General features: G+C 67.4%; 20 protein-coding genes, 1 tRNA gene and 1 pseudogene. 6 read left to right on the top strand and 16 right to left on the bottom strand.

Annotation, left to right across the window (positions count from 1 at the left end):
- From kce to BG90_RS28560, 10 genes are all read right to left on the bottom strand, one after another.
- Positions 1-933: a 3,5-dioxohexanoate:acetyl-CoA acetone transferase gene (gene kce / locus BG90_RS28610; RefSeq protein WP_010118309.1), complete on the bottom strand. Its 933-nt coding sequence runs from the start codon at positions 931-933 to the stop codon at positions 1-3.
- Between the two features lie 51 nt (positions 934-984).
- Positions 985-1,782 (bottom strand): SDR family oxidoreductase, encoded by a 798-nt coding sequence (locus BG90_RS28605; RefSeq protein ID WP_010118310.1) that lies wholly within the window; start codon positions 1,780-1,782, stop codon positions 985-987.
- 106 nt (positions 1,783-1,888) lie between these two features.
- Entirely contained in the window at positions 1,889-2,605 is a 717-nt protein-coding gene (locus BG90_RS28600) for a GntR family transcriptional regulator (RefSeq protein ID WP_010118311.1), read from the bottom strand.
- A 95-nt stretch (positions 2,606-2,700) separates the two neighbouring features.
- Positions 2,701-3,249, bottom strand: a complete 549-nt coding sequence (locus BG90_RS36325; RefSeq protein ID WP_158335926.1) for a hypothetical protein — start codon at positions 3,247-3,249, stop codon at positions 2,701-2,703.
- Between the two features lie 75 nt (positions 3,250-3,324).
- Positions 3,325-3,648 (bottom strand): hypothetical protein, encoded by a 324-nt coding sequence (locus BG90_RS28590; RefSeq protein WP_010118313.1) that lies wholly within the window; start codon positions 3,646-3,648, stop codon positions 3,325-3,327.
- A 334-nt stretch (positions 3,649-3,982) separates the two neighbouring features.
- A complete protein-coding gene (locus BG90_RS28585) occupies positions 3,983-5,326 on the bottom strand; it encodes a cytochrome-c peroxidase (protein ID WP_010118314.1) in 1,344 nt (447 codons plus the stop codon).
- 271 nt (positions 5,327-5,597) lie between these two features.
- Positions 5,598-7,265 carry a phospholipase C gene (locus BG90_RS28580; RefSeq protein ID WP_010118316.1) on the bottom strand — a complete coding sequence of 556 codons (1,668 nt, stop codon included), beginning with the start codon at positions 7,263-7,265 and terminating at the stop codon, positions 5,598-5,600.
- Between the two features lie 378 nt (positions 7,266-7,643).
- The gene (locus BG90_RS28575; RefSeq protein WP_010118317.1) at positions 7,644-8,624 is read right to left on the bottom strand and encodes an alpha/beta hydrolase; all 981 of its coding nucleotides are present in this window, start codon (positions 8,622-8,624) and stop codon (positions 7,644-7,646) included.
- Between the two features lie 15 nt (positions 8,625-8,639).
- Positions 8,640-9,080: a substrate-binding domain-containing protein gene (locus tag BG90_RS34215; RefSeq protein WP_232288927.1), complete on the bottom strand. Its 441-nt coding sequence runs from the start codon at positions 9,078-9,080 to the stop codon at positions 8,640-8,642.
- 227 nt (positions 9,081-9,307) lie between these two features.
- Entirely contained in the window at positions 9,308-9,946 is a 639-nt protein-coding gene (locus BG90_RS28560) for a response regulator (protein WP_010111018.1), read from the bottom strand.
- Between the two features lie 1,126 nt (positions 9,947-11,072).
- Here BG90_RS28560 and BG90_RS28555 point away from each other — a divergent pair.
- The gene (locus BG90_RS28555; RefSeq protein ID WP_025990188.1) at positions 11,073-11,294 is read left to right on the top strand and encodes a hypothetical protein; all 222 of its coding nucleotides are present in this window, start codon (positions 11,073-11,075) and stop codon (positions 11,292-11,294) included.
- A gap of 281 nt (positions 11,295-11,575) precedes the next feature.
- Positions 11,576-14,419 (top strand): AMP-binding protein, encoded by a 2,844-nt coding sequence (locus BG90_RS28550; protein WP_038802068.1) that lies wholly within the window; start codon positions 11,576-11,578, stop codon positions 14,417-14,419.
- Here the strand turns inward: BG90_RS28550 and BG90_RS28545 are convergent.
- Both BG90_RS28545 and BG90_RS38135 read right to left on the bottom strand, forming a co-directional pair.
- Complete coding sequence (locus tag BG90_RS28545; RefSeq protein WP_010118320.1) at positions 14,389-15,285, bottom strand: helix-hairpin-helix domain-containing protein; 897 nt, start codon at positions 15,283-15,285, stop codon at positions 14,389-14,391. The two genes, BG90_RS28550 and BG90_RS28545, sit on opposite strands and share 31 nt — an antisense overlap.
- A gap of 329 nt (positions 15,286-15,614) precedes the next feature.
- Positions 15,615-15,866 (bottom strand): annotated as a pseudogene (locus BG90_RS38135) (type 2 periplasmic-binding domain-containing protein); the annotation flags it as partial.
- Between the two features lie 331 nt (positions 15,867-16,197).
- On the opposite strand from BG90_RS38135, the gene BG90_RS28535 reads away from it, so the two are divergent.
- The gene (locus tag BG90_RS28535; protein WP_025990189.1) at positions 16,198-16,614 is read left to right on the top strand and encodes a cupin domain-containing protein; all 417 of its coding nucleotides are present in this window, start codon (positions 16,198-16,200) and stop codon (positions 16,612-16,614) included.
- A 50-nt stretch (positions 16,615-16,664) separates the two neighbouring features.
- On the opposite strand, the gene BG90_RS28530 is transcribed toward BG90_RS28535, so the two are convergent.
- The gene (locus tag BG90_RS28530) at positions 16,665-17,081 is read right to left on the bottom strand and encodes a DUF1801 domain-containing protein (RefSeq protein WP_010118324.1); all 417 of its coding nucleotides are present in this window, start codon (positions 17,079-17,081) and stop codon (positions 16,665-16,667) included.
- 102 nt (positions 17,082-17,183) lie between these two features.
- Positions 17,184-17,570 carry a MerR family transcriptional regulator gene (locus tag BG90_RS28525; protein ID WP_010111881.1) on the bottom strand — a complete coding sequence of 129 codons (387 nt, stop codon included), beginning with the start codon at positions 17,568-17,570 and terminating at the stop codon, positions 17,184-17,186.
- 87 nt (positions 17,571-17,657) lie between these two features.
- Here BG90_RS28525 and BG90_RS28520 point away from each other — a divergent pair, with 87 nt between their 5' ends.
- Both BG90_RS28520 and BG90_RS28515 read left to right on the top strand, forming a co-directional pair.
- Positions 17,658-18,566 (top strand): alpha/beta fold hydrolase, encoded by a 909-nt coding sequence (locus BG90_RS28520; protein ID WP_025990190.1) that lies wholly within the window; start codon positions 17,658-17,660, stop codon positions 18,564-18,566.
- A gap of 25 nt (positions 18,567-18,591) precedes the next feature.
- On the top strand, positions 18,592-19,503 hold the full coding sequence (locus BG90_RS28515) for an alpha/beta hydrolase (RefSeq protein ID WP_010118326.1): 912 nt from the start codon (positions 18,592-18,594) through the stop codon (positions 19,501-19,503).
- Between the two features lie 434 nt (positions 19,504-19,937).
- Here BG90_RS28515 and BG90_RS28510 read toward each other — a convergent pair.
- Together BG90_RS28510 and BG90_RS28505 are read right to left on the bottom strand one after the other, a co-directional pair.
- Positions 19,938-20,022, bottom strand: a tRNA-Leu gene (locus BG90_RS28510).
- Between the two features lie 65 nt (positions 20,023-20,087).
- Positions 20,088-21,002 carry a helix-turn-helix domain-containing protein gene (locus BG90_RS28505; protein ID WP_010111873.1) on the bottom strand — a complete coding sequence of 305 codons (915 nt, stop codon included), beginning with the start codon at positions 21,000-21,002 and terminating at the stop codon, positions 20,088-20,090.
- A 373-nt stretch (positions 21,003-21,375) separates the two neighbouring features.
- Between BG90_RS28505 and BG90_RS28500 the strand changes: the two genes are divergently transcribed.
- Positions 21,376-22,440 carry a porin gene (locus tag BG90_RS28500; RefSeq protein ID WP_010121968.1) on the top strand — a complete coding sequence of 355 codons (1,065 nt, stop codon included), beginning with the start codon at positions 21,376-21,378 and terminating at the stop codon, positions 22,438-22,440.
- Positions 22,441-22,492: the final 52 nt, after the last annotated feature.

The raw sequence follows: 22,492 nt of genomic DNA, 5'->3' as shown, positions 1-22,492 counted from the left end.
TCAGAAGTTGACCGCGTCGCCGCCCTTGAGCGCGAGCATCGCGCGCGCGTCGGCGGGCGTCGCGATCGCGAGCGACAATCCTTCGAGCACCTGACGAATCTTGCGTACCTGTGCGGCGCTCGATTCGGCGAGCTTGCCCGGTGCGATCCACAGCGAATCCTCGAGGCCGACGCGCACGTTCGCGCCTTGCGCGGCGCCGATCGTCGCGAGCGGAATCTGGTTCTTGCCCGCGCCGAGGATCGACCACACGTAGTCGCCGCCGAACAGGCGGTCGGCCGTGCGGCGCATGTGCGCGAGATCTTCCGGATGCGCGCCGATGCCGCCGAGGAGGCCGAACACGCTCTGGATGAAGAACGGCGGCTTCGCGAGCCCGCGATCGACGAAGTGCGCGAGGTTATACAGGTGCGAGAGGTCGTAGCACTCGAATTCGAAGCGGGTGCCGTTCGCGCCGCAGCTCGTCAGGATCGTCTCGATGTCCGCGAACGTGTTCTTGAACACGAGGTCGCGGCTCTTCTCCAGATGCTCGCGTTCCCACGGATGCCTGAATTCGCGAAACCGCTCGAGCATCGGATAGAGGCCGAAGTTCATCGAGCCCATGTTCAGCGACGCGACCTCGGGCTGGAAATGATGCGCGGGGCGCAGCCGCTCGGCGACCGCCATGTGCGGGCTGCCGCCCGTCGTGATGTTGATCACCGCGTCGGTGCGCGCCTTGATGCGCGGCAGGAATTCGGCGAACACGGCGGGATTCTGCGTCGGCCGGCCGTCGGCCGGATCGCGCGCGTGCAGGTGCAGGATCGCCGCGCCGGCTTCGGCGGCGGCGACCGCCGCTTCCTCGATCTCGCGCGGCGTCACGGGCAGGTGCGGCGACATCGACGGCGTATGGATCGCGCCCGTCGGCGCGCAGGTGATGATGACTTTGCGAGTGCTGGCCACGTTAGGGCTCCTTTCGATGCTCGACCGTGAATGGCGATGGTTGACGGCGCGTCAGAGCGCCTCGACGTTGCCGCAGACGGAAATCGCCTGCCCGGAAATTCCGTGGCCGCCCGGCGAGCAGAGGAACAGCGCCGTCGCGGCGATTTCGTCCGGGTCGGTCATTCGCCGCAGCGAGATCTTCTCGAGATAGCGCGCTTCCATCTGATCGTAGTCGATGCCGAGCTGCGCGGCGCGCGCCTCGATCACACGGCCCATCCGCGGGCCGCGGACGATGCCCGGCTGGATCGCGTTCACGCGGATGCCGAGCGGGCCGAGCTCGATCGCGAGGCTCTTCACGAGGCCGACGACCGCCCATTTGGTCGCCGAGTAAGGCGTGCGGAACGCATAGCCCAGGCGTCCCGCGACCGACGACAGCGCGATGATCGCGCCGCCGTGCGGCGCGTCGCGCAGCAGCGGCACCGCGCGCCGCGCGAACTGGAACTGCGCGTTCAGGTTGATCGCGACCGTCTGCTCCCATTGCACGGGATCGATTTCGTCGATGCCGCCCGTCGGCCCGGCGATGCCGGCGTTGTTGACGAGCACGTCGAGCCCGCCAAGCGTTTGCACGACGTCGGCGAACACGCGCTCGACGGCGGCCGGATCGGCGACGTCGGCGAGCGTCGTGCCGAGCGCGGCGCGCGACGGGCGGTCCGCGAGCGCGGCGAGCGCCTTCTCGGATGCGTCGCAGACGTGAACCTTGCCGCCGCATTCGGCGAACGCGTCGGCGATCGCGAGCCCGATGCCGGACGCGCCGCCCGTCACGAGTACGCGCAGGCCGGCGTACGGCTTCAGCAGATCGAGTGCGGTCATGAGTGTCTGTCTCCTGTGACGTCTGTCGTTTTTTCTTGATGTCGCCGTGGTTTCCTCGGCGACCGGCGAACGCGCGCCGCGCGGCTTGCCTCGAAGGCTGCATCGCTTATTCGTTCGCGAGCCGGCGCGGCCCGAGCCGCTCGCGTCCGGCCGCGAGCGTCGCGGCGAGATCGTGCGCGGCGCCGCCGATGTCGAGCGCGATGCCCGCGCGCACGCCGGCGCCGTCGCGGCGCTCGAGCGCGTCGACGATCGCGCGGTGCGCGTCCATCGAGCGCCGCATGTGCGGGACGTCGAGCGCGACCATGTTCAGGAACGGACCGATCCGCATCCAGAGGTTCTGGATGATCGCGAGCGTGTTCTCGCTCGCGCCGTGCGCATAGATCGCGCTGTGGAACGCGAAGTTGCTTTGCAGGTACGCGCGGCTTCGGCCGGCTTCGACGTGCGCATTCATCGTCTCGCAGATGCGCCGCACTTCGGCGATCTGCGCGTCGGTCATCCGCGTCGCCGCGCGCTCCGCGACGCAGCCTTCGAGCGCGATCCGCACGTCGCGCAGCTCGTCGAGCATCTCGACCGTCATCGGCGGCACGACGAGCGCGCGGTTCGGGCCGTCGACGAGCGCGCGCTCCGCGCGCAGACGCGTGAGCGCGGCGCGCACCGGCATCGTCGACGAGCCGACCGCCTCGGCGACGCTGCGCAGGCTGAGCGCCTGGCCGGGGGCGAAGCGGCCGCTCATCAGCGCCTGGCGGAGTTGCTGGTAGACCTTGTCGGCCATCGTTTCCTGTTCGACGGCCTTGAGGGCGGGGGGGACGATACGCGGCGCCAAAGCGGACTCCTCGGGGTTTGATCTGTGATCCGTGATCACACTTGCGATGTCACGCAGTGTTGTCGATGCGACGCGCGGAGTCAAGCGCGCGGCGATCAGGGAAAACGCGGGGGGCGTTGGGCCGACGCATCGAGCATGACGTCGGTTCGGCGCGGTGCGGGGTGATCGTGCCGGCCGTCGCGACGTCCGACGCGATTGCTTGCGCGATGACTTTGCGCCATGACGCGAACGGCGCGCGCAACGGAAGCCGCGAGCGTGAACAGCCGCGTGCCTTGCGTCGCCGCGCGACGCGCATTGCATACTTTGGCATCCGGAATGTTTCGTGCCGACGCCGCATGGACGGCGCGGCGTCGATCGGCTTCGTATCTCGCCGGCTTGCGGGCAAGCGAGTTGCCTGCGTATTCGCCGAATCGAGCCGCACGACGGCACCGTCCTCGCCGACGGCGTGGCGAGGCGCCGCGCGTCAGGCCGAATGCCGCGTGCGGATCGCAGGCGGCAAGCGTGACCCGCGGCGCGCAGGACGGCTTCGCCTCTCGCACGTCAGGCGCGTAGCGGCAATGGATCGAAGAAGGGATGCGCCGCGCATGTGCGGCGACAGCGGGCGGCGTGCAGTGACGATCGGCGATGCCCGTTGCATCGAGCATGCGACGGGCATCGCCGAATTTCGCGCGGCGGCACGCCATGCGTCGCTTGGCGCGAGCACGGCGCGCGGTGACGCGTCAGGCGGGGATCTCGGCGATGTACGACAGTTGGAGATTCTGTCCCCAGCCGCTCGTCGTGTAGTCGGCGCCGACATAATCGGTGCGACAGATGTTGACCGTGAAATCGGTGTTGGTGACGCTGATCACGGTGACCGCGAACGTATCGGGATAGGCGGACGTGTGTTTCGGATCCTGCAACGTGCACGCGATGACGATCGGCTTGGACGTGAACGCGGCCGGGAACGGCACCTTGACGGTCAGCGGGATGTTATACCAAGGCTTGCTGGCCGGCAGTTTCTCGCGCGGACCGACCACATGCGTACCGACGATTTTTTGCGTCATGTCGAATTCTCCATGGTTTTGTTGATGTGGAGCGATGCACGGACGCGTCGAGTAACGGGCGCCGTAGGTACGTTATAGAAACCGTACGAAGCGCAGGACAACTAGGAGATCTTGTAGGTTGCGCGTGTCGACTGTCGATGAACGGAAGTCGCGAACGTGGAGCGGGGCGAGCGGGCGAAGCTGCCGTTCCGCGATCGATCGGGGGCACGAGGGCGAGTGCGATGCGCGGGCTCGAAGCCTGTCGCGTGCGGCCTTGGTTTTCGGGGCGGCCGAGACGGAAATCGCGAACGCTGCCGATCGTTCACGATTTCCGTCGCCGCGCTTCGTGTGAAGGTCAGCGCTTCTCGTCGGTCAGCGTCTTCAGAAACGCGACGATGTCGCGCATGTCCTGCTCCGTCATCGCCGGTCGATCGCCGGGCTTGCGGTCGAACGGCGCGTCGGCGACGTCGACGTTCGCGCGGTACGCGGGCGGGATGTCGTCGTATTGCAGCACGCGAGCGTCCGCATCGTGCGGATAGATCTTGCCCGGATCGGTATTGCGCACGTTGTAGAACGCGAGCACCTGGTCGAGCGAGTGATAGACGCCGTTGTGGAAGAACACGCGGCGCGTCGCGACGTTGCGCAGCGACGGCGTCGCGAACATCCCGCAGTATTGCGTCTGCGTCTTGAGGTCCTCGCGAAACGGCCCGCAGATGCCGAGATCGTAGAACGCCGGATCGCGGTTCTGCGCGAGCGCGCGGTTGCGCGGCACGCCGAGCGCCTCGTACTGATAGTCGGTGAACATCGGCGGCAGCCCGTCGACGCTCGGCTTCGACAGATGGCAGCCCGCGCAATTGGCCTTGTGCGGATCGTCGAAGAGCCGCATTCCGCGCAGCTCGGCCTGCGTGAGGCGCGCGTCGCCTTCGAGCCAGCGGTCGTACTTGCTCGAATACGGATGGAACGACCGATCCTCGACCTGGTAGCGCGCGATCGCGAACATCGCTTCGGACACCGCAAGACGCGCGTCGTCGAAGATGCGCGGGCCGAACAGTTGCCGGAGCTGCGGCGCGTACCGCGCGTTCGCGAGCTTGCGCGCGACATCGTCGATGTTCGCGTTCGCCATCTCGATGGGATTCAGCAGCGGACCGAATGCCTGCTGCTGCAGCGTATCCGCGCGGCCGTCCCAGAACATCCCGCCTTGCGGCACGCGTTGCGGCGCGGCGTCGGCGCCCGCCGTCTTCCGCGCGCGCACGACGCCCGCCGCCGACGCGGCCTGCTGCGCGACGCTCGCCGCGTCGTCGTTCTCGGACGCGTCGGGGCCGATGCTGAAGTTCGGCTGGCGGTACAGATACATCAGCGACGGCGGCGGCCGGTAGCCGGGCTGCGACAGCGCGGCGCCGCCCAGTTGCACGTCGAGGTCGTTCGGCGGCCCGTATGCGTGGCCGGGGCTGTGGCACGACGCGCACGACTGACGGCCCGACGCGGACAGCGACGGATCGAAGAACAGCGCGCGGCCGAGCTGCGCGACCGCGCTCAACGGCTCGGCGGCCGGGCGGCGCAGCACGACCGGATGCGGATTCGCGCCCGTCAGGTCTTCGACGATCGCGCCGACCGCGTCCGGCGCGTACTCGGGAAACGCGAGCGCGAACGCGGCGAGACCGAATGCGCCGAGCGCGGCGAGCGACAGCGCGTGGCGCATGGCGCGCGCATTGCGGCGACGGGCGTCGGCCGATGCGGCGGGGCGCGTCGCCGCGGCGGATTCGGAGAGCGGAGCGGACCGGGCGGATCGGGAAGAAGAGGCGGGCTGCGCGGAAAGCGGTTCGGCCATGCTGGAACGTTCGGTCGTCATCGTGCGAATGAAAAATCCGGCGCGTGCCGCGCGGGAACGACGGCCGGCCGGCGCTGCGCGCGCCGGCCGGTTGCGTGTCGGACGCGTCGCGCGGCTGCGCGCCGCGCGACGTCCGGATCGGTCAGATCGAGGGCGCCGTCGCGACCTTCGTGCCGAGCGTCGGATCGAGATACAGCGGCGTCGCGTTCACCGTGCCCGAGAAGTTGAACAGATCGCTGAGGTCGCCCGCCGTCGCATCGAACGAGCCGCCGCCGATCCGCTGGCCGCCCAGCCAGTTGTCCTCGATGAAGCGGACGATCGACGCCTGATCGATCAACGTGTGGCTCACGTAGTTCTGCTTCGCCCACGGCGACACGACGACGAACGGAATCCGCGTGCCCGGGCCGCAGCGGCCGTTGACGGCGGCGCCGCCCACGCCCGTCGTCGCCGCGCCGGAGCCGCACACGCCGTTGCCGTTCAGTTGATCGACCGCGTCGAACGATGCGCGCGTCGGCTTCGTGTACGCATGGTCGTACCAGCCGTCCGAGTCGTCGTACGTGACGATCACCGCGGTGTTCTGCCAGTCGGGCTGCTGCTGCAGGAAGTTGATGACCTTCGCCACGAACTGCTGCTCGTCGAGCGGATCCGAGTAGCCGGCGTGCGCGTCCTGCGCGGCGGGCGCCTTCAGGAAGCTGACCGACGGGAAGTTGCCCGCCTTCACGGCCGCGAAGAAGTCGTCCGAATCGTACTGGTGGTTCGCGGGCTCGGGCGTCTTGCCGTCCGTCTCGACGCTCGCGCCGATCGCGGCGACCGAGCTCGGGCGCGTGTGCTGCGGGTTGGCGGTCGACGCGTAGTACTGGAACCAGTTGTGGTGCGGGATGTAGTCGGCCGTCGCCGCGTTCACCGCGGTCGCGATCGTGCTGCGCTTGCAGCCCGTCGTGCCGTTCGCGTTCGTCGTCGACAGGTTGAAGCCGCCCATGAAGCCGCCCCACGTGATGTTCCGCGCGTTCAGCAGATCGCCGATGTTCTTGCCGGACATCATCGCCTGGTCGGTCGTGCTCGAGCACGCGTCGAAGCCCGGGTCGACGTCGTTGATCATCGTGAGGCCGCCCTGGCCGTCGTTGATGTAGTACGAGGTCTTCGCGAGCGTCGACACGGCCTTCGACGTCTTCACGATCTGCATTCCGTCGGTCTGGCCGGCGATCACGTTGAGCGCGCCCGGCGTCGACGGGCCGTAGGTCGACGTGTATGCGTTGTCGCTCATCGCGAAGCGCTGCGCGTAGTTCCACAGCGCCGTCACCGTGTTGCCGTCGAAGTAGCCCATCACCTGGCCCGTCGTGCCGAACGCGCCGGCGCCGCCGCTTGAGCCGTTGCCCGTGTATTTCGGGAAGAGATCGGCGAGGCCGTTGTCGTACGCCTGCTCTTCGGCGGTGTACGCGTGGTTCTGGTCGGCCGTCGCGGCTTGCGTGCGGTCGAGGCGGAACGGATTCGTCGCGCCCGCGCCGTTCGCCGGATTCGTCGCGTTCGGGTTCGCGGTCAGCAGCAGGCCCGACAGGCCGTTGACCGACGGCGTGCCCGGTGCGGCGTTGAACGCCGGTTCGCCCGACGGGTTCGCGGCGTTCGGATAGGTGCCGAAGTAGTGGTCGAACGACACGTTCTCGCCGTAGATCACGACGAGATGCTTGATCGGCGTCGCGGTCTGCAACGCGTTCTGCGATGTGACAGGAGCGGAGCTGTCGGTGCCGCCGCACGCAAAGAGGGCGATGGCCGATCCGACACATGCGGTGGCGATCAAGGCTCGACGAAACATCTGTTGGGACTCCAATGAATGGCTGCTCGATTGACGAGGATCCGCAGCGGATCGCGCGACGGGAACCTGCTGCGCGGGACGAGCGAGCGTCGCGGACGCGCCGTGCGCCGGATACGAAACGGCTGCATTGGACCAGTTTGGTATGAAGCTATGGAGGCGATGCGCCTTCGACAGAATTACAGGTGGATGTCGTTGGCATTACGAGCGGAAAGAGGAGCGCGGGAGCGTGGGCCGCGCGCTCGACCGGGCGCGCGCGGCTTGCGCGGTGTTGCTGCGCGCCGCGCCGTGCATGCGGCGGCGCCCGACGTGCGACGTGGCTTTACTTCGCGTCGCTTTGCGCGATCGCGCGCGGCATGTCGCGCGCCGCACGCGATCGCATCACCGCAGCAATCGATTCAGCCGCGCCCACTGCTCGAAGAGCGCCGGCCATGCATGCGCGACGCTGCCCGGCTTGCCCATTCCCCAGCCATGGCCGCCCGTCTGGAATGCGTGCAGCTCGACGGGCACCTGCGCGGCGCGCAGCGCGCTCGCCATCAACAGGCTGTTGTCGATCGGCGCGATCGGATCGTCGAACGCTTGCGCGAGAAACGTCGGCGGCGTGCGCGCGCTCACGTGCGGATTGACCGACAGCGCTTCGCCGTCAGCCTGCGTCGGATGCGCGCCGGCGACGTGCAGGCGCGTGCGCGTGCGATCGAACGGCGGCATCAGCGTCAACACCGGGTAGAGCAGCGCGGCGAGATCGGGGCGCGCGGATTCGCGGTCGGCATCGTCGACGCTCGCGTAGCGGCGCGCATCCGGCTCGACGGCGGTCATCCCGGCGAGATGCCCGCCCGCGGAAAACCCGACGATCGCGATCCGCGCCGGATCGATGCCGTCGCGCTTCGCCCGCGCGCGGATCACGCGCATCGCGCGCTGGCCGTCCTGCAGCGGCGCAAGCCGCGACCAGCCTTGCTCGGGCAGACGGTACACGAGCTCGAACGCGGTCACGCCGAGTGATTTCAGCCACGCGCACATCGGCGTGCTCTCGTTGCCGAGCTCAATGTGTTCGTAGCCGCCGCCAGCGATCACGAGCGCCGCGCCGCCGTTGCCGCGTGCGGGCCGATAGACGTTGAGCCGCGGCCGCGCGACGCGCGACACGCCGCCATGCTTGCCGGTCCGCTCGCCGTCGCCCGCGCCGGTTGCGATCGGATCGGGCGCGGGGCCGGGCCACAGCGGAATCGTCTCGTCAGGCGCGATGCGCGGCGCGTCGTCCGGCGATGGCGTCGCGCGCGCGGCGGCCTGCGCGTGCGCGGACGGCACGGCCGCGTCGAGCGCGCCGGCGAGCGTGACGCCGAGCAGGGTGCGTCGGGTGAGGTTCATGTCGAAGGCTCCGAATCAGAGAGCGACGCCGTTCGGCCTGCATCGGCGTCGCATGTAGGCGTGTCGGCTTGCCTGCCGGCTGTGCGTGGTCCCGCTCGACGATCCGCTTGGTCCGTTCGATCCGTTCGATCGGCGGCGACGCCGCGAGCTTGCCGATGCCGTCGATCGGATCGTCGTCAACGCGGGCGTCGTGTCCTTCGCGAAAGTCCGGTCGCCGCAGCCGATCACGCGCCGCCGCCGTGGCGCTGCGATTCCGCGATGGCTCGCCTTCATCAGCACGTCGAGCGCGAGGACGTCGGCACCGCGGAGGATCGCGTCGATGTTCGGCGTGCGCTCCGGCGGCGCGCCCGCACGTTCATCGTGATCGGCATCGACATTCTGATGTTCGCGTATGGCGCACGCAAGCTCGCGAGCCCATTTCTTTGGGGCGGGGGGCGCGGTGCGCTCTCGGAGCATTGCATGTCGCGCTTCGTGCGCCGAATGCCGAATGCCGAATGCCGTGCGCCGACCGTCGTGTCCGCCGCGCCAGTCGCCAGTCGCGCGTCGCGTGGAGCGCCGCGGCGGGCGATTGCGCCGCGGCGGAGCGAAGCCAGTCGCGCAGCCGAGCCGCATACACCCGCGCACTGCAGCGCACGGCCGCACCTAATCGCGCGGCTGCCGCGCGGCTTCCGATTCGACCGCGCTCACAAAGGCTCGCCGATCCGATGCGCGACCGCGTAGCGGACGAGCGCCGATTCGTTCGGCAGTTCCAGCTTGTCGAGCACGTGCGCCTTGTAGATCCGGACGGTCTTCGCGCTGATCCCGAGCGCCTGTGCGATCTCGGCGGGCGTATCGCCGGACGCCAGGTGGCGGAACACCTCGAATTCGCGCTTCGACAGCCGCTCGTGAAGCGGCGCGTCCGACTGCGAATGAAGGTTTTCCGCGAGTTGCTCGGCGACGTGCATGCTGACGTACACGCCGCCCGACGCGATCTTGTGAAGCGCGGCGATCAGTTCCTCGCAGCCGCTTTGCTTCGTGAGGTAGCCCGATGCGCCGGCCCGGAACACGTCGGCCGCGTGCCGCTGGTTCATCTGTGCGGTCATCACCAGGATGCGCATCGACGGCGCCGCCTGGCGGATGCGATGGATCAGGTCGGCGCATTCCCGTCCGACGGTGGTCTGATCGAGTATCGCGATATCGGCATGACCGTGCTTGACGAGCTCGAACGCGGATGCCGCGTCGCCCGCTTCCCCGTCGATTTCGAAATCACCCGATTTTTCGAGAATATGTCGCAAGCCGTCGCGCAGCACGACGTGACGGTCGACCATCAACAGCTTGATCATCAGTGAAGTCTCGTAGCTCCAACATGCTTATGGCCGTCGTGTCCCGGTAGTCGGCACGCGTTCGCGCCGCGTCGCGACGAGGCGCGAACGCATGCGGCGATCCGGCCGAGCTCCGGACGCTCGTTCCCCGGGCCGTTGCGTCGCGCCAGGCGGCGAGCGGGTTTCCCCGAGCGCGTCGCACGTGTCGCGACAGGTCGCCACGGCTTGAAAAGCAAAGTCGAGACCGCCGCTTCGAGCAAGCCGCGCGGCGCTGACGATACCCGTCGGCATGCGATGCGACGCATGCCGCGCAGGTTCTTGTTCATATCATCGGGATCGTCGCCCGCCGGGTGGCGGACGCGTGGCCAAAACGCGAACGCCACGTTTCGATCTTATGCCGGAATGCTTACGCAATCCTGATCGTTGCGCGCGCAATCGCATCGGTGAAATCGCGGATGGCGTGCCTGCGCACCGTCTTGCGAATTGTTCATACTGTAGGACGACAACGCCTTCGTGCAATGCGCAGACGGGCCGCGGCCGCTTTGCGTTCGACGTGATCCGTCGCGCTCGGAGAAGCATGCGATGCGCGTTGCTCGACGATCCGCGCAAGTTCCCGCATCCGCCAATCGCTTGCGAGTTTGCTTGCGTGCCGGCGACGCGGTCCACGAATGACGATGCACGGCGTCGATGCGAATGGGATGACGAAGCGTTCCGGCCGATCGAAATTCGATCCGATCGCATCTTGCGATCGTAGCGCCGCCGGCCGGTTCGGTCGTGCGGATCGAGGGCGCCGCGACGGAACGCATGCGTTCATCGTCTCGCTTCGCACGATGCGACACGTGTGCATCGACGGGTGCGGGTCGGAACGAGGAAAGCGTTTCGGAAACGTCGACGTTTGGCATCGACATGCGCATGTCGTCCATCGAACCGCAGCACAACTGCGACGCATCGCGCGATCGAATCGACTGCGGATTCGGCAAATTCCTACATGCCGGTGCAAAGCGGCTGTGTGCTTATCTCGTAATTGCTGATTTTCATTCGCCGTCCCGATCTGCACAGTGCGAGGGAACGCAGTTTCCCATCGCAGATGAAACGAGGGCGGTGCCGCCGGCGCAGGCTGACGCCGCTCGATGTCGGAGACATGACCATGTTGACGCCGCATGAATTCTCAACGTTGTTATGCATCGCTCGCTCGCCCGAAGACGTCGACGTGGCGGACCCGGAATTTGCTTCTCTCGTTGAAATGGGACTCGCGATGACGACGGTGCGCGGGCAGCCGGTCGCACCGGGGCCGCTCTTGACGTCGCGCGGCCGCGAAATGCTCGAACGGATCGTGTGCGCGAAATCGGCCGCCGTGCAGCGGATGTGACCGCCGGCGAATCGCGGCGCATGCGCGATTCGCGCATGGTCGGATGACGATTGCAGCGTGTGATGACGTCGTCGGGCGATCGACGAATGATGCCTTCATCGACCGTCACATTGTGTGGCGGGTCGATCTCGCATGCGGCACGGAGCGCATGCGTTTCCATCGCTTGTTGACGCAACGCAAGCTGTATGTCGCGCGATGGCGCACGCTCATCGTTGGCGGCGCACGCGACGCGTTGCGCGCGGACGTGCGCACCGAGCCTCATCACTCAACGGGCGACAAGCATGGAACACACGCACCGCCTATCCGACAACGCAACGCGATTGCTCGCGCTGCTCGACGCGTTGCTCGCCGAGCTGTACGGCGAGCGGAACGGCCATCGCCACGCGACGCTCGATGCGCAGTTCGAGCGCGATCTCGGCTTCGACAGCCTGACGCGCGCGGAGTTGTTCGACCGGATCGAGCGTGCGTTCGGCGTGCGCTTGCCGGTCGACGTGTTCGCGTCCGCCGCGACGTCCGCGGACGTCGTGCGCGCGCTGGCCGACGCACACGCACGCGCGCAACCGCACGCCGCTGCCGGCGACGAAGCCGTGTCGATGTCGCCCGCCGACGCCGCCGCGTGGCCCGTCGACGTCGACACGCTGATCGACGCGTTGCGCTGGCATGCCGAGCGTCATCCGGATCGCGTCCATCTGCGATTGCTCGAAGACGGCCTGACGGCGACGCCGCTCACGTATGGCGAGCTGTATCGGCGCGCGTCGGACATGGCGAGCGGCCTGCGCGAGCGCGGCATCGATCCGGGTGACACGGTCGCGCTGATGTTGCCGACGGGGTTCGACTACTTCGTGTCGTTCGCCGCGATTCTGTTCTGCGGCGCGATTCCGGTGCCGATCTATCCGCCCGCCAATCTCGCGCAGCTCGACGAGCACGTCGGGCGCCACACGCCGATCCTCGAAAATGCGCGGATCAAGGCGCTGATCGCGTTTCGCCCGGCCGTCTCGATCGCGCAGCTGCTGAAGCTGCGCGTGAGCACGCTGCAGCACGTGCTCACGCCCGAGCAGATCGCGGGCCGCGCGCATCTGCCGCCGTTTCGCGCGGCGGCCGACGACGTCGCTTTGCTTCAGTACACGTCGGGCAGCACCGGCACGCCGAAGGGCGTGATGCTCAGTCATGCGAATCTGCTCGCGAACATTCGCGCGATGGGCGACCGGATGCGCGTCGACGCGTCCGACGTGCTCGTGAGCTGGCTGCCGCTGTATCACGACATGGGACTGATCGGCGCGTGGCTCGCGCCGCTTTATTTCGGCATCCCGGCGATCGTGATGTCGCCCGTCGTGTTCCTCGCGCGGCCGGCGCTCTGGCTGCGCGCGATCTCGCGGTATCGCGGCACGATCACCGCCGCGCCGAACTTCGCGTACGAGCGCTGCGCGCGCCATCTCGCCGCGCTCGAACCGACCGAATTCGATCTGTCGTCGCTGCGCTTCGCGTTCTGCGGCGCGGAGCCCGTCAATCCGGACACGCTGCGCGCGTTCGCCGCGCGCTTCGCGTCGTGCGGCTTCGACGCGCGTGTGCTGACGCCCGTCTACGGGCTCGCGGAAAACACGCTCGGGTTGACGTTTCCGGCCCCCGCGCTGGGACTGCGGGTCGATCGCGTCGCGCGCGAGCCGCTCAGCGCGAGCGGCCGCGCGACGCCCGCGCCCGGCGACGCGAACGCGCTCGACGTGCCGAGCTGCGGCTATCCGCTCGACGGCACCGAGCTGCGGATCGTCGACGACGGCGAGCGCGAGGTCGCCGAGCGGCAGGTCGGGCGCATCGAGTTTCGCGGCACGTCGGCGACGCGCGGCTATTACCGCAATCCCACGCAGACCGCGCGCCTGTTCCACGATAGCTGGCGCGACACCGGCGATCTCGGCTACGTCGCCGACGGCGAGCTGTACATCACCGGACGCGCGAAGGACATGATCATCCGCGGCGGCCAGCATTTCTTTCCATACGAGCTGGAGGAGGCGATCGAACGGCTGCCGGGCGCCGTGACGGGCGGCGTCGCGGTGTGCGGCGGCGCCGATCCGGTGAGCGGAACCGAGCGGGTCGTGATTCTCGTCGAGAGCGACGCAACCGATGACGCCGCGTGCGAGCGTCTGCGCGCGAGCGTCAACGACGTGACGGCCGCGCTCTGGGGCATGCCGGCCGAGCAGGTGAGCATCGTCGCGCCGCACGGCATCCTGAAGACGCCGAGCGGCAAGATTCGCCACGCGGCGACGCTCGAGCAGTTCGAGCGCCACGCCGGACGGCTGCCGCAGGCGCCCGCGTCGTGGCGGCAGTTCGCCGACCTCGCGGCCGGCAGCGTCGCGCCGTTCGGCCGGCGCGCGTCGCGGCGCGCGGCGCACGTGCTCCGGGGGCTGTACTGCTGGGCGCTCGCGGCGCTGCTCGCGCCCGCGCTGTGGGCGCTCGTCGCGTACCGGAAGGATCCTCAGGACAACTGGCCTCTCGCGGCATACGCGTGCCACACGTTCCTGCGTCTCGCCGGCGTGCGCACGAACCTGATCGCCGATCCCGACGCGCTTGCGGCCGGGCCGTCGATCGTCGTCGCGAATCATACGAGCTATATGGACGTCGTTGCGCTGCTCGCGCTGCTGCCGCAACCGGTGCACTTCGTCGCGAAGCGCGAACTCGCGACGCGACCGTTCGCCGGCCGCTTCCTGCGCGCGCTCGGCACGCGGTTCGTCGAGCGGCGCGAGTACAGCCGCAGCATCGAGGACGAGGCGCGGCTCGTCGCGCAGGCGGCCGCCGACGATACGCTGCTGTTCTTCCCGGAAGGCACGTTCACGCGCGCGGCGGGGCTCGGCGCGTTCCGCCTCGGCGCGTTTCGCGCGGCGTGCGTCGCGCGGCGGCCGGTGGTGCCCGTCGTGGTGAGCGGCGCGCGCGCCGTGTTGCGCGACGGCGAATGGCTGCCGCGCCGCGGGGAGATCACCGTGACGATGCTCGCGCCGATCCGGCCCGACGGCACGGACTTCGGCGCGATGGCGCGGCTGCGCGACCGCGCGCGCGGCGCGATTCTCGCGCATTGCGGCGAGCCGGACTTGCGCGACGGCGGCGCTCAGCGCGTGGAGTTCGCGCCGGCCGCGTAATGCGCGCGGCATTCCGCCTCGCGCCCGCGCACCACGCGCCTGCCGGCCAGCGCGCCGCGCGTTTCGGTGACGACGGTGCGCTGATACTCGTCGTGCTCGTGGTCGTAAAAGTACAGGATCACCCAGTCCGCGGTGCGGCCGAGTTCGTGTGCGCGTCCGGTGTTCGAATAGAGCGCGGTGAAATGCCAGTCGTCGCGCGTCGTGTGCAACACCGGCAGCCACGGTTCGCGCCGCGGGTTCAGCCGCTTCGGCGCGATCATCGGCAACGTGCCGGCGGCGGTCTTCTCGCGATAGAGGCGGTCGACGTCGAGCAGCACGGATACGGGCGGCTCCAGCGCGGGCGTCGCGCGACGCATCAGCGCCTGCCTGCCGCGCCGGCGGCTCAGCAAGCCCTCGAGCGCCGCGCGGATGCCCGCGATGCGCCGCGGACCGAGCCCTTCGACTGTCGCGAGCCGGCCGTCGTGCACGGCGAGCTCGAGGTCTTCGAGCGTGTCGATGTGCAGCGCATCGTGGATGCGCTCGGCGAGCGCCTGGCCGACGCCCGGCACCATCCGGAACGACAGCGTCGGGCTTGCCGAGCCGCGCAGTCGGTCGAGCTGGCGCCAGCGGTCGGTGATCAGCATCTCGGCGATCGCGCGCGCGATGCCGAGGCCGATGTGCGGCAGCGCGTCGAGCGCTTCGATGCCGCCCGCGTCGAACAGCTCGCGGACGTCGCGATCGAGGCTCGCGATCGTATCGGCGGCCGAGCGGTACGCGCCGGCCCGATATGGGTTCGCGCCCTGCGCATCGAGTCGCTGCGCGGCCTCGAGCAATCGGTCCGCGATGTGCCGGTTGTCCGTCGCGGCGGTGGGTAGGGCAGTCTGCATCGTTCGAAGGCGGTTGATTGCGCGGCGAGGCCGGGGTTCGCGTCGGCGAGCGATGCGAATGCGTATTGCGTGGGGCGATCGAGCGACGTGGTTCCGGTGCGCACGACGAACGGCGCGCCGTTCGAACGGCCGAATCCGCTGCGAGCGCGGCTGCCAGCCCGGTTGCGAGCCGGGGCGTCGGGGGCGGCCCGGGCTCATGAGCGCCGGCGCGGGATTCACGTCCGCATCCGCATCGCATCGAGCCGCGATCGACCGATCCTCTTGAAAATTCTCATCGAACGAATGCGCGGGAAATTGACGCGCGTCAACGGTCTGCGATCGGGATGCGTGTGACGCGCTTGTCGATGCGCGACGTCTTCCGCGGGCGCCGCGATCATGTCGCTCCGCTCGAGCGCGCGCGCGACGAAGGGGCGCGCGGCGGTCTCGGCGACGTTCGGCGGCGGCGTCCGGCTCGCGCGCTCGAACATCGGCTCGAAGCACGCTGCCGGCGGGCGGGACGACCCACGCGGCGTGCTCTACGCCGGCGAGCGCGCGGCGCACGCTCGAGAAGCGAATGGTCCGGGCCGCACGACGGCGGTCACGCTGTTCCAGCGCGATCTTCTCCTTTCGGCGATGAACGGGCGTTTCGCTGCCGTTGTAGCGCGCACCGCCGCTGTAGCGATGCGACGCCGACTCGGAGACGGATCGTTTGCAGGCGAGAATATTCGCTCGCGGACGCTCGGCTCACGCGTTTGCGCATGGTCTTGTTAATTTCTTACAAATCAATGAATTATGTCTTGCGATCGCGTGACGATTTCTTACACAATGGCCGCCTCCGGTTCATTCAGGGACATCGGCAGGCGATAGTCCTGCCGTACCTGAGAGCCGTGTTTTTCTCGCGATTCTCGCATTGAACAGCAGCAGAGGCAGACCATGCTCCGTCCCGTTTTCGAGGCCGTACGGTTGGACGACGTCGTATTGCAACCTTCTCCGATCGACCCGGCTTGGATTCTCGAAGGGAATCCCGTCGCGCGCAGCGGGCAGTGGTCCTGCAGTCCCGACTCGACGACGTCCATGTGGGTCTGGGATTGCACCGCGGGGCGCTTCAACTGGCACTTCGACTGCGACGAAACCATTCACGTGATCGAAGGCGAAGTGATCGTCACGCCGGAAGGCCACGCGCCGCGCACGTTGCGTGCGGGCGACGCCGCGCTGTTCCACGCCGGCAGCCGCGCCGAATGGCACGTGCCCCGGTACGTCCGCAAGCACGCGATTCTGCGTCCGCATATCTCCGGGCCGGCGCTTTTCGTTCACAAGGTCGTCCGCAAGTTGAGCGGCCCGCTGAGGTGAGACGCGCGCGGAGCGTCTGCCCGGTCCGCAGAGGGCGCGAATCCCGCGGCCTACTTCGCTCGCTTTGACTTTGCTTTTCCGCCGGATGTGTTGAGCGCGATCGCGGCGTGGATGAGCGCCTTGAACGCGTTCGCGTCGGGTTCCTCGCCTTCATGGATGTCGATCGCGCGCCTTGTATTGCCGTCGAGGCTCGAGTTGAAGAGCTTGGCCGGGTCCTCCAGCGACGCACCCTTGGCGAAGGTCAACTTCACGATCGACTTGTACGACTCGCCGGTGCAGATGATTCCGCCGTGCGACCAGACGGGCGTGCCCATCCATTTCCATTCCTCCACGACGTCCGGGTCTGCCTCCCGGATGAGCTTGCGGATTCGGCTCAAGGTTTTCCCGCGCCAGTCTCCGAGCTCGGCGATTCTCTTGTCGATCAGTTCAGAGGCCGACTGGCCCTCGGCCGAACTCGGCTTTTCCATGTTTTCCTCCTGAGATTCGCAAGAAGAAGTCTGCGTCGAATGTGTCTGCTTGAGGGGGGATCTTCGCGTGCAGCGGTCCGGCCGGTCGAACGTCGGGCCGCTTCAGTCGACCGGCGGAACCGCGCCTTCCGACAAGGTCTTGACGAGCCTCGTGCGACGCCGTTCGAGATCCGCGATTTGACGATCGATGGATTCGAGGCGCCGCCGCTGGATATCGGTGATCTGGTCGCACGAACGGGCGCCTTCGATCAGCAGCATGCAGTCCGGAAAGCCGCGAATATCGTCAATGGTGAAACCGGTCGCGATCATGCGCCGGATCTGCCTGACCTGCGTGACCGTCTTGTCGGGGAACATCCGGTAGCCATTGCTCGCGCGTACCGAGGCGAGCAGACCGTGTGCGTCGTAGTGCCGGATCGATCGCACGCTTGCGCCGGTGCGTTGCGAAAGTTCTCCGATCGTCAGCAATTCCTGCGAAGGCATCTTGTTCATGAGAGGCAGGCTAGCACAATTCGCTTGACTCTCACATCAGTGTGAGGGTTGAAGCTGAGCGGACTGTCCACTCTTGAGGAATGCACCATGCACGCCCGAATGCTCACTCGCTTGCTGATTGCAGCGGTCTCGGGGGCGACGCTGTTCGCGTCCGCACCTGATGCGGTCGCGGTCTCTCTTAGCTATAGGGTTACATCGAAGGATGGAGTGAAACTGGCGGTTCAGGAAAGCGGCAACCCCAACGGCCCTCCGGTCATTTTGATTCACGGTCTGCTCGGCGGTCGCCTGAACTGGGACGCGCAGGTGCGGAGCCCCGAATTGCGCGAATACCGGATCATTACGTACGATCTGCGCGGCCACGGTCTGTCGGATAAACCATCCGGCGCCGAGCCGTATCACGACGGGCGCCGTTGGGGCGACGACCTCGCGGCGGTCATCAAGGGCTCGCACGCGAGAAAACCCGTCGTGGTCGGCTGGTCGCTTGGCGGCGTGGTGATATCCAACTACCTCGCAACGCATGGCGATCACGACATCGCCGGTGCCGTATACGTCGATGGCGTGGTCGAACTTGCGCCCGGTCAGATCGTCGATCATCCTGAGGTCCGCCAGGACATGAATTCGCCGGATCTGAAGACGCATCTCGACGGCGAGCGCGCCTTCGTCGGACTGTGCTTCAACCGTCGGCCGGATGCCGACACATTCGGCCGGCTGCTCGCCGAAGCCGCGATGGCATCGTGGGACATGCAAAAAGAAGTCCCGACGATGACGGTGTTCGCCGCTGAAGGGCTCGGCAAGGCGCGCGTGCCGCTGCTCTTCATCTACGGCGGCCGCGACGCGCTGGTCGACACGCACGCGACGCTGGCCCGCGCGATCGCGCTGAATCCGCGCATCGCCAGCAAGGTGTACGCCGAGTCGGGCCATGCGCCTTTCATCGAGGAGCCCGGCCGCTTCAATCGCGATCTGGCCGAGTTCGTCAGGTCGGCGTCCGGGCAATGAAGCGCCGTTCTACGAGGAGGTAATCATGGCATCCGAAGTCGAACGCACTGCCGCGGATGACTTCTTTCCGGGCTTCGCCGGGCTCGACATCGAAACCGGCGATGTCTCGTTTCGCGGCAGGATCGGCGGGACCGGATCGCCGGTTCTGCTGTTGCACGGCTATCCGCAAACTCACGTTGCATGGCGATTGATTGCGCCGACGCTCGCGAAGTCCCGCACCGTCATCGTGCCGGATCTGCCGGGATACGGCGGCAGCCGGACCCACAACGATCTGCCTCGATGGACCAAGCGCCGCGTGGCCGGTGCGCTCGTCGCGTTGATGGATCGGCTCGGGCACGAACGGTTCGCTGTAATCGGACATGACCGGGGCGCTCGCGCCGGATACCGGCTTGCGCTGGATCATCCTCAGCGCGTCGCCGCGTATGTATCGCTGACCGTCGTGCCCACGCTCGATACTTTCGCGGGCGTCGACATGACTTTCGCGCTTGACGCCTGGCACTGGTTTTTTCTGGCGCAGCCCGCCGACCTTCCGGAGCGGATGCTGGCGGCCGACCCTGACGCCTACATCGACGCCGCGCTGGCGAAGATGGCGGGAGGACTCGAGCGAATCGATCCTTTGGCGCTCGACGCCTATCGAACCGCATTCCGGAACCCGGACGTGCGTCATGCGATGTGCGAAGACTATCGCGCCGCCGCGTCAGAGGATCTCGAACACGACGCGAGCGACTTTGCGGCAGGCCGAAAGCTCGCCTGTCCGACGCTGGTGTTATGGAGCGAGAGAGAGCAAAAGGCAAGGAATACATCGCCCATCGACACGTGGTCCGGGTGGGCGGCGAACGCGACGGGCGGAGGATTGCCCGGCGGTCATCTGTTGCCTGAGGATGCGCCGAATGAGGTGCTGTCCGCCCTTGGTCGCTTCCTAATCGATGGGTTTTAATGTTCCTGCCGGCGAACCGGCATGAGCGAATCCGAGATTGACCGCCGTGGCCGATCCTCGGCGAATTTCAGACGTCCGGCATCGCCTGACGGATCGTCATAATCTGAAAATCCGGATATCGGCAAAAAGGTCGCGATACAGCACGGGGAGGGCATGGCTTTCAAGGGGGATTGCTGAAAGGCATCGTCGCCGCTGCTGTCGGTACCGTCGGAATACTGTCGTCTGCCATGAAGATGGCGGCGCGCACGCCGCCATCTTGATCGTTCGTCCGCCTGCCGACGCCCGGAAAGTCGCTGCGGATCGGGCTGCCTACCCCGCCTGGAATCCGTCCGCCGCCCGGTTTGACGGCGACTTATAGAAGGGCTCGACAGTTTGCGTGCGCATGGCCGCCTTCGGGAAAATCGCTCGCGAAGCGATGGCTGCGAGAAAAAGAATGGTGCCCAGGGCGGGATTTGAACCCGCACGCCTCTCGGCGCTACCCCCTCAAGATAGTGCGTCTACCAATTCCGCCACCTGGGCAAAGGGGCGCCATTGTAACGATTAAATGCGCGTTTGTGAACGCACCGCATCCGGGAAGCCGACCGCTACACCCGATCCAGCAGTTCGCGCAGCACCTTCGCCCCGTCGGCACCTTTCGCGGCATCCGCCCACAGCCTGTCGATCATCTTCCGATACATCGCAACCGCATCGGCCGACGTCGTGATCGTCGCGATGCCGGTGCGGATGTTCGGCAGCTCGCCCAGCCGGAACGGCGACACCGCGACATGCGCGCTGTCGTCGTCCTCGAAGATCTGGAAGGTTTCGTTCGGCAGGTTGTCGTTGACGATCCCGATTCGCACGCCTTTGGTATCGTCCTCGAGCATCGCGACGATCCGCATCACCTCCCGGCGCGCGGCGAGTTTCCGCTCGAGCTGCACGCCGGTCGGCAGCCCGAGGCGGCCGACCAGGCCGTGATGCAGGAACTGCTCGATCTGGCGCAGCCCGATCAGGCTCGTCACGTTCAGCGGCGCGCGCCGGAACGCGGCTTTCCGGTCCGCGAGGATCGCCATCACTTTCGACCGCGTCTGCGGCCACGCGGCGTCGGCCAGCGACGGCGGGATGCTCTCCTCGAGCATCTGGCGCAGCCAGCCTTCGTAATCGTCGGACGTCAGCAGGAACGAGAACGGATCGAAATGCGCGACGATCCGCTGCGAGCGGCTTTCGAGCTGCCGCATCCGCTCGAAATAGCTGACCGCCGAATCGTGATACTCGACCTCGACGCCCAGCAGGTTCGCGAGCGACACGCCGAACAACGCGGCGAGCCGCTCGAGCGTGTCGATCTTCACGATCTCGCCGCGTTCGAGCTTGTAGACCGCGGCGCGCGAGATGTTCAGGCGATCGGCGACGTCCTCGCTGCGCAATTCGGCGGCCATCCGGTACGCCCGCAGGCGCTCGCCGATGCTGTCGAAATCGAAACGCGCGCCGCGCGGACGCTTTTTCCGGGAACCGGCTGCGGGCATTCATGACCTCCGGGTGGCAGGTGGAAAATTCGACACGATGTTACGCGAAAGCACCGGGCGGCCGTCGTGTCGGAGCCGCCGAGATCATCGATGTTTGTCTATTTTTTTGTATCGTGTATTTTAGCGTAGACGACAGCGGATGCGGTGCGGCACGCGTTCCCGGACGAATTCCGGCAAGCGCGCGGCCGTCGCGCAGCCGCGGCTGGCGATCGTCCGATGCGCGTGAGCGGTCGATCATCCCTGTTGCGCCGGCACGCACGCGAGTCGTCTAAATATTTAGATATTCGATGATGGCATGGATGCTGTCAGCGTGGATGCGTCACGCATCGCAACCGTTCCCACACGCCGGCTCGATGCGCCGGGAGGAGAAAACATGACATCGCGGGGCAGATACTGGACAGGATTCCTGATCGCCGGCGCGGCGGGCGCCGCCTGCGTTGCGCCGGTCGCGCGCGCGCAGTCGAGCGTGATGCTGTACGGCATCGCCGACGTATTCGCCGGCTCGGTGAAGAATCCCGGCGGCCGGGCGGCGATCGTGCAGCAGGGCGGCGGGATGACGACGTCGTTCTGGGGCATTGGCGGCACCGAGGATCTCGGCGGCGGCAACAAGGCGTTCTTCGCGCTCGAAAGCTATTTCCAGCCGCAAAGCGGCGCGTATGGCCGCTACGCCGGCGACAGCCTGTTTTCGCGCAACGCGTACGTCGGGCTGCAGACGCGATTCGGTCAGCTTCGTTTCGGCCGCATCACGACGCCGCTGTATCTCGCGACGATCCAGTTCAACCCGCTGTTCAACTCGTACACGTTCTCGCCGATGATCTTCCACACGTTCAAGGGCGTGGGCGCGGAGGGCGTGGTCGGAGATTCGGCCTGGAACAACGCGGTCGCGTATACGATCCCGACGTTCGGCGGATTCAACGCGGGCCTGTTGTACGCGCTCGGCAATGCGGCCGGCCGCAACGGCGCGAAGAAATGGAGCGTCAACGCGAACTACACGCACGGGGCGTTCGCCGCCGCCGCGATATTTCAGTACGTGAACTTCAGCGCGACGCCCGGCGATCTCGGCGGCGCGCTCGCCGCGGCGCCTGGCCTGTCGAGTCAGCGCACGGTGCAGGTTGACGCGTCGTACGACTGGCGCGTCGTGAAGCTGTTCGCGCAGTACATGAACGTCGCGAACCGCGCGCCGAGCGGTAATTTCCACGGCGATACGCTGCAGGCGGGCGTGAGCGTGCCGATCGGCGTCGGTTTGCTGCTCGCGAGCTGTGCATATACGCATTCGAGCGGGGCGGCCGCCGACGGCGAGCATCGCAGCACCGGCGCGCTCGGCTATGACTATCCGCTGTCGAAGCGCACCGACATCTATGCGGCGATCAAGGTCGATCGCGTCGGCGGCCTGTCGACCGGCGTCACGTCCGGCGCGGGCCTGCGCACGCGTTTCTGACCACGGTGCGCGATGCGCGGCCACACGGTTTACCCCGACACATCGGACACTT

The organism is Burkholderia oklahomensis C6786 (assembly GCF_000959365.1).
GTDB classification, from domain to species: Bacteria; Pseudomonadota; Gammaproteobacteria; order Burkholderiales; family Burkholderiaceae; genus Burkholderia; species Burkholderia oklahomensis.
The sequence above is the reverse complement of the archived record's forward strand: the minus strand, read 5'-3'. Positions and strand labels throughout refer to the sequence as shown.

Coding starts and splice junctions, on each gene's coding strand:
- BG90_RS28545 (WP_010118320.1), bottom strand. CDS start 15,285: ATGCAGACTGCCCTACCCACCGCCGCGACGGACAACCGGCACATCGCG.
- BG90_RS28585 (WP_010118314.1), bottom strand. CDS start 5,326: ATGCGCCACGCGCTGTCGCTCGCCGCGCTCGGCGCATTCGGTCTCGCC.
- BG90_RS28530 (WP_010118324.1), bottom strand. CDS start 17,081: ATGGAAAAGCCGAGTTCGGCCGAGGGCCAGTCGGCCTCTGAACTGATC.
- BG90_RS28500 (WP_010121968.1), top strand. CDS start 21,376: ATGACATCGCGGGGCAGATACTGGACAGGATTCCTGATCGCCGGCGCG.
- BG90_RS28590 (WP_010118313.1), bottom strand. CDS start 3,648: ATGACGCAAAAAATCGTCGGTACGCATGTGGTCGGTCCGCGCGAGAAA.
- BG90_RS28605 (WP_010118310.1), bottom strand. CDS start 1,782: ATGACCGCACTCGATCTGCTGAAGCCGTACGCCGGCCTGCGCGTACTC.
- BG90_RS28560 (WP_010111018.1), bottom strand. CDS start 9,946: ATGATCAAGCTGTTGATGGTCGACCGTCACGTCGTGCTGCGCGACGGC.
- BG90_RS28515 (WP_010118326.1), top strand. CDS start 18,592: ATGGCATCCGAAGTCGAACGCACTGCCGCGGATGACTTCTTTCCGGGC.
- BG90_RS28580 (WP_010118316.1), bottom strand. CDS start 7,265: ATGTTTCGTCGAGCCTTGATCGCCACCGCATGTGTCGGATCGGCCATC.
- BG90_RS28555 (WP_025990188.1), top strand. CDS start 11,073: ATGTTGACGCCGCATGAATTCTCAACGTTGTTATGCATCGCTCGCTCG.
- BG90_RS36325 (WP_158335926.1), bottom strand. CDS start 3,249: ATGCTCGATGCAACGGGCATCGCCGATCGTCACTGCACGCCGCCCGCT.
- BG90_RS28525 (WP_010111881.1), bottom strand. CDS start 17,570: ATGAACAAGATGCCTTCGCAGGAATTGCTGACGATCGGAGAACTTTCG.
- BG90_RS34215 (WP_232288927.1), bottom strand. CDS start 9,080: ATGCTCCGAGAGCGCACCGCGCCCCCCGCCCCAAAGAAATGGGCTCGC.
- BG90_RS28575 (WP_010118317.1), bottom strand. CDS start 8,624: ATGAACCTCACCCGACGCACCCTGCTCGGCGTCACGCTCGCCGGCGCG.
- BG90_RS28550 (WP_038802068.1), top strand. CDS start 11,576: ATGGAACACACGCACCGCCTATCCGACAACGCAACGCGATTGCTCGCG.
- BG90_RS28535 (WP_025990189.1), top strand. CDS start 16,198: ATGCTCCGTCCCGTTTTCGAGGCCGTACGGTTGGACGACGTCGTATTG.
- BG90_RS28520 (WP_025990190.1), top strand. CDS start 17,658: ATGCACGCCCGAATGCTCACTCGCTTGCTGATTGCAGCGGTCTCGGGG.
- BG90_RS28505 (WP_010111873.1), bottom strand. CDS start 21,002: ATGCCCGCAGCCGGTTCCCGGAAAAAGCGTCCGCGCGGCGCGCGTTTC.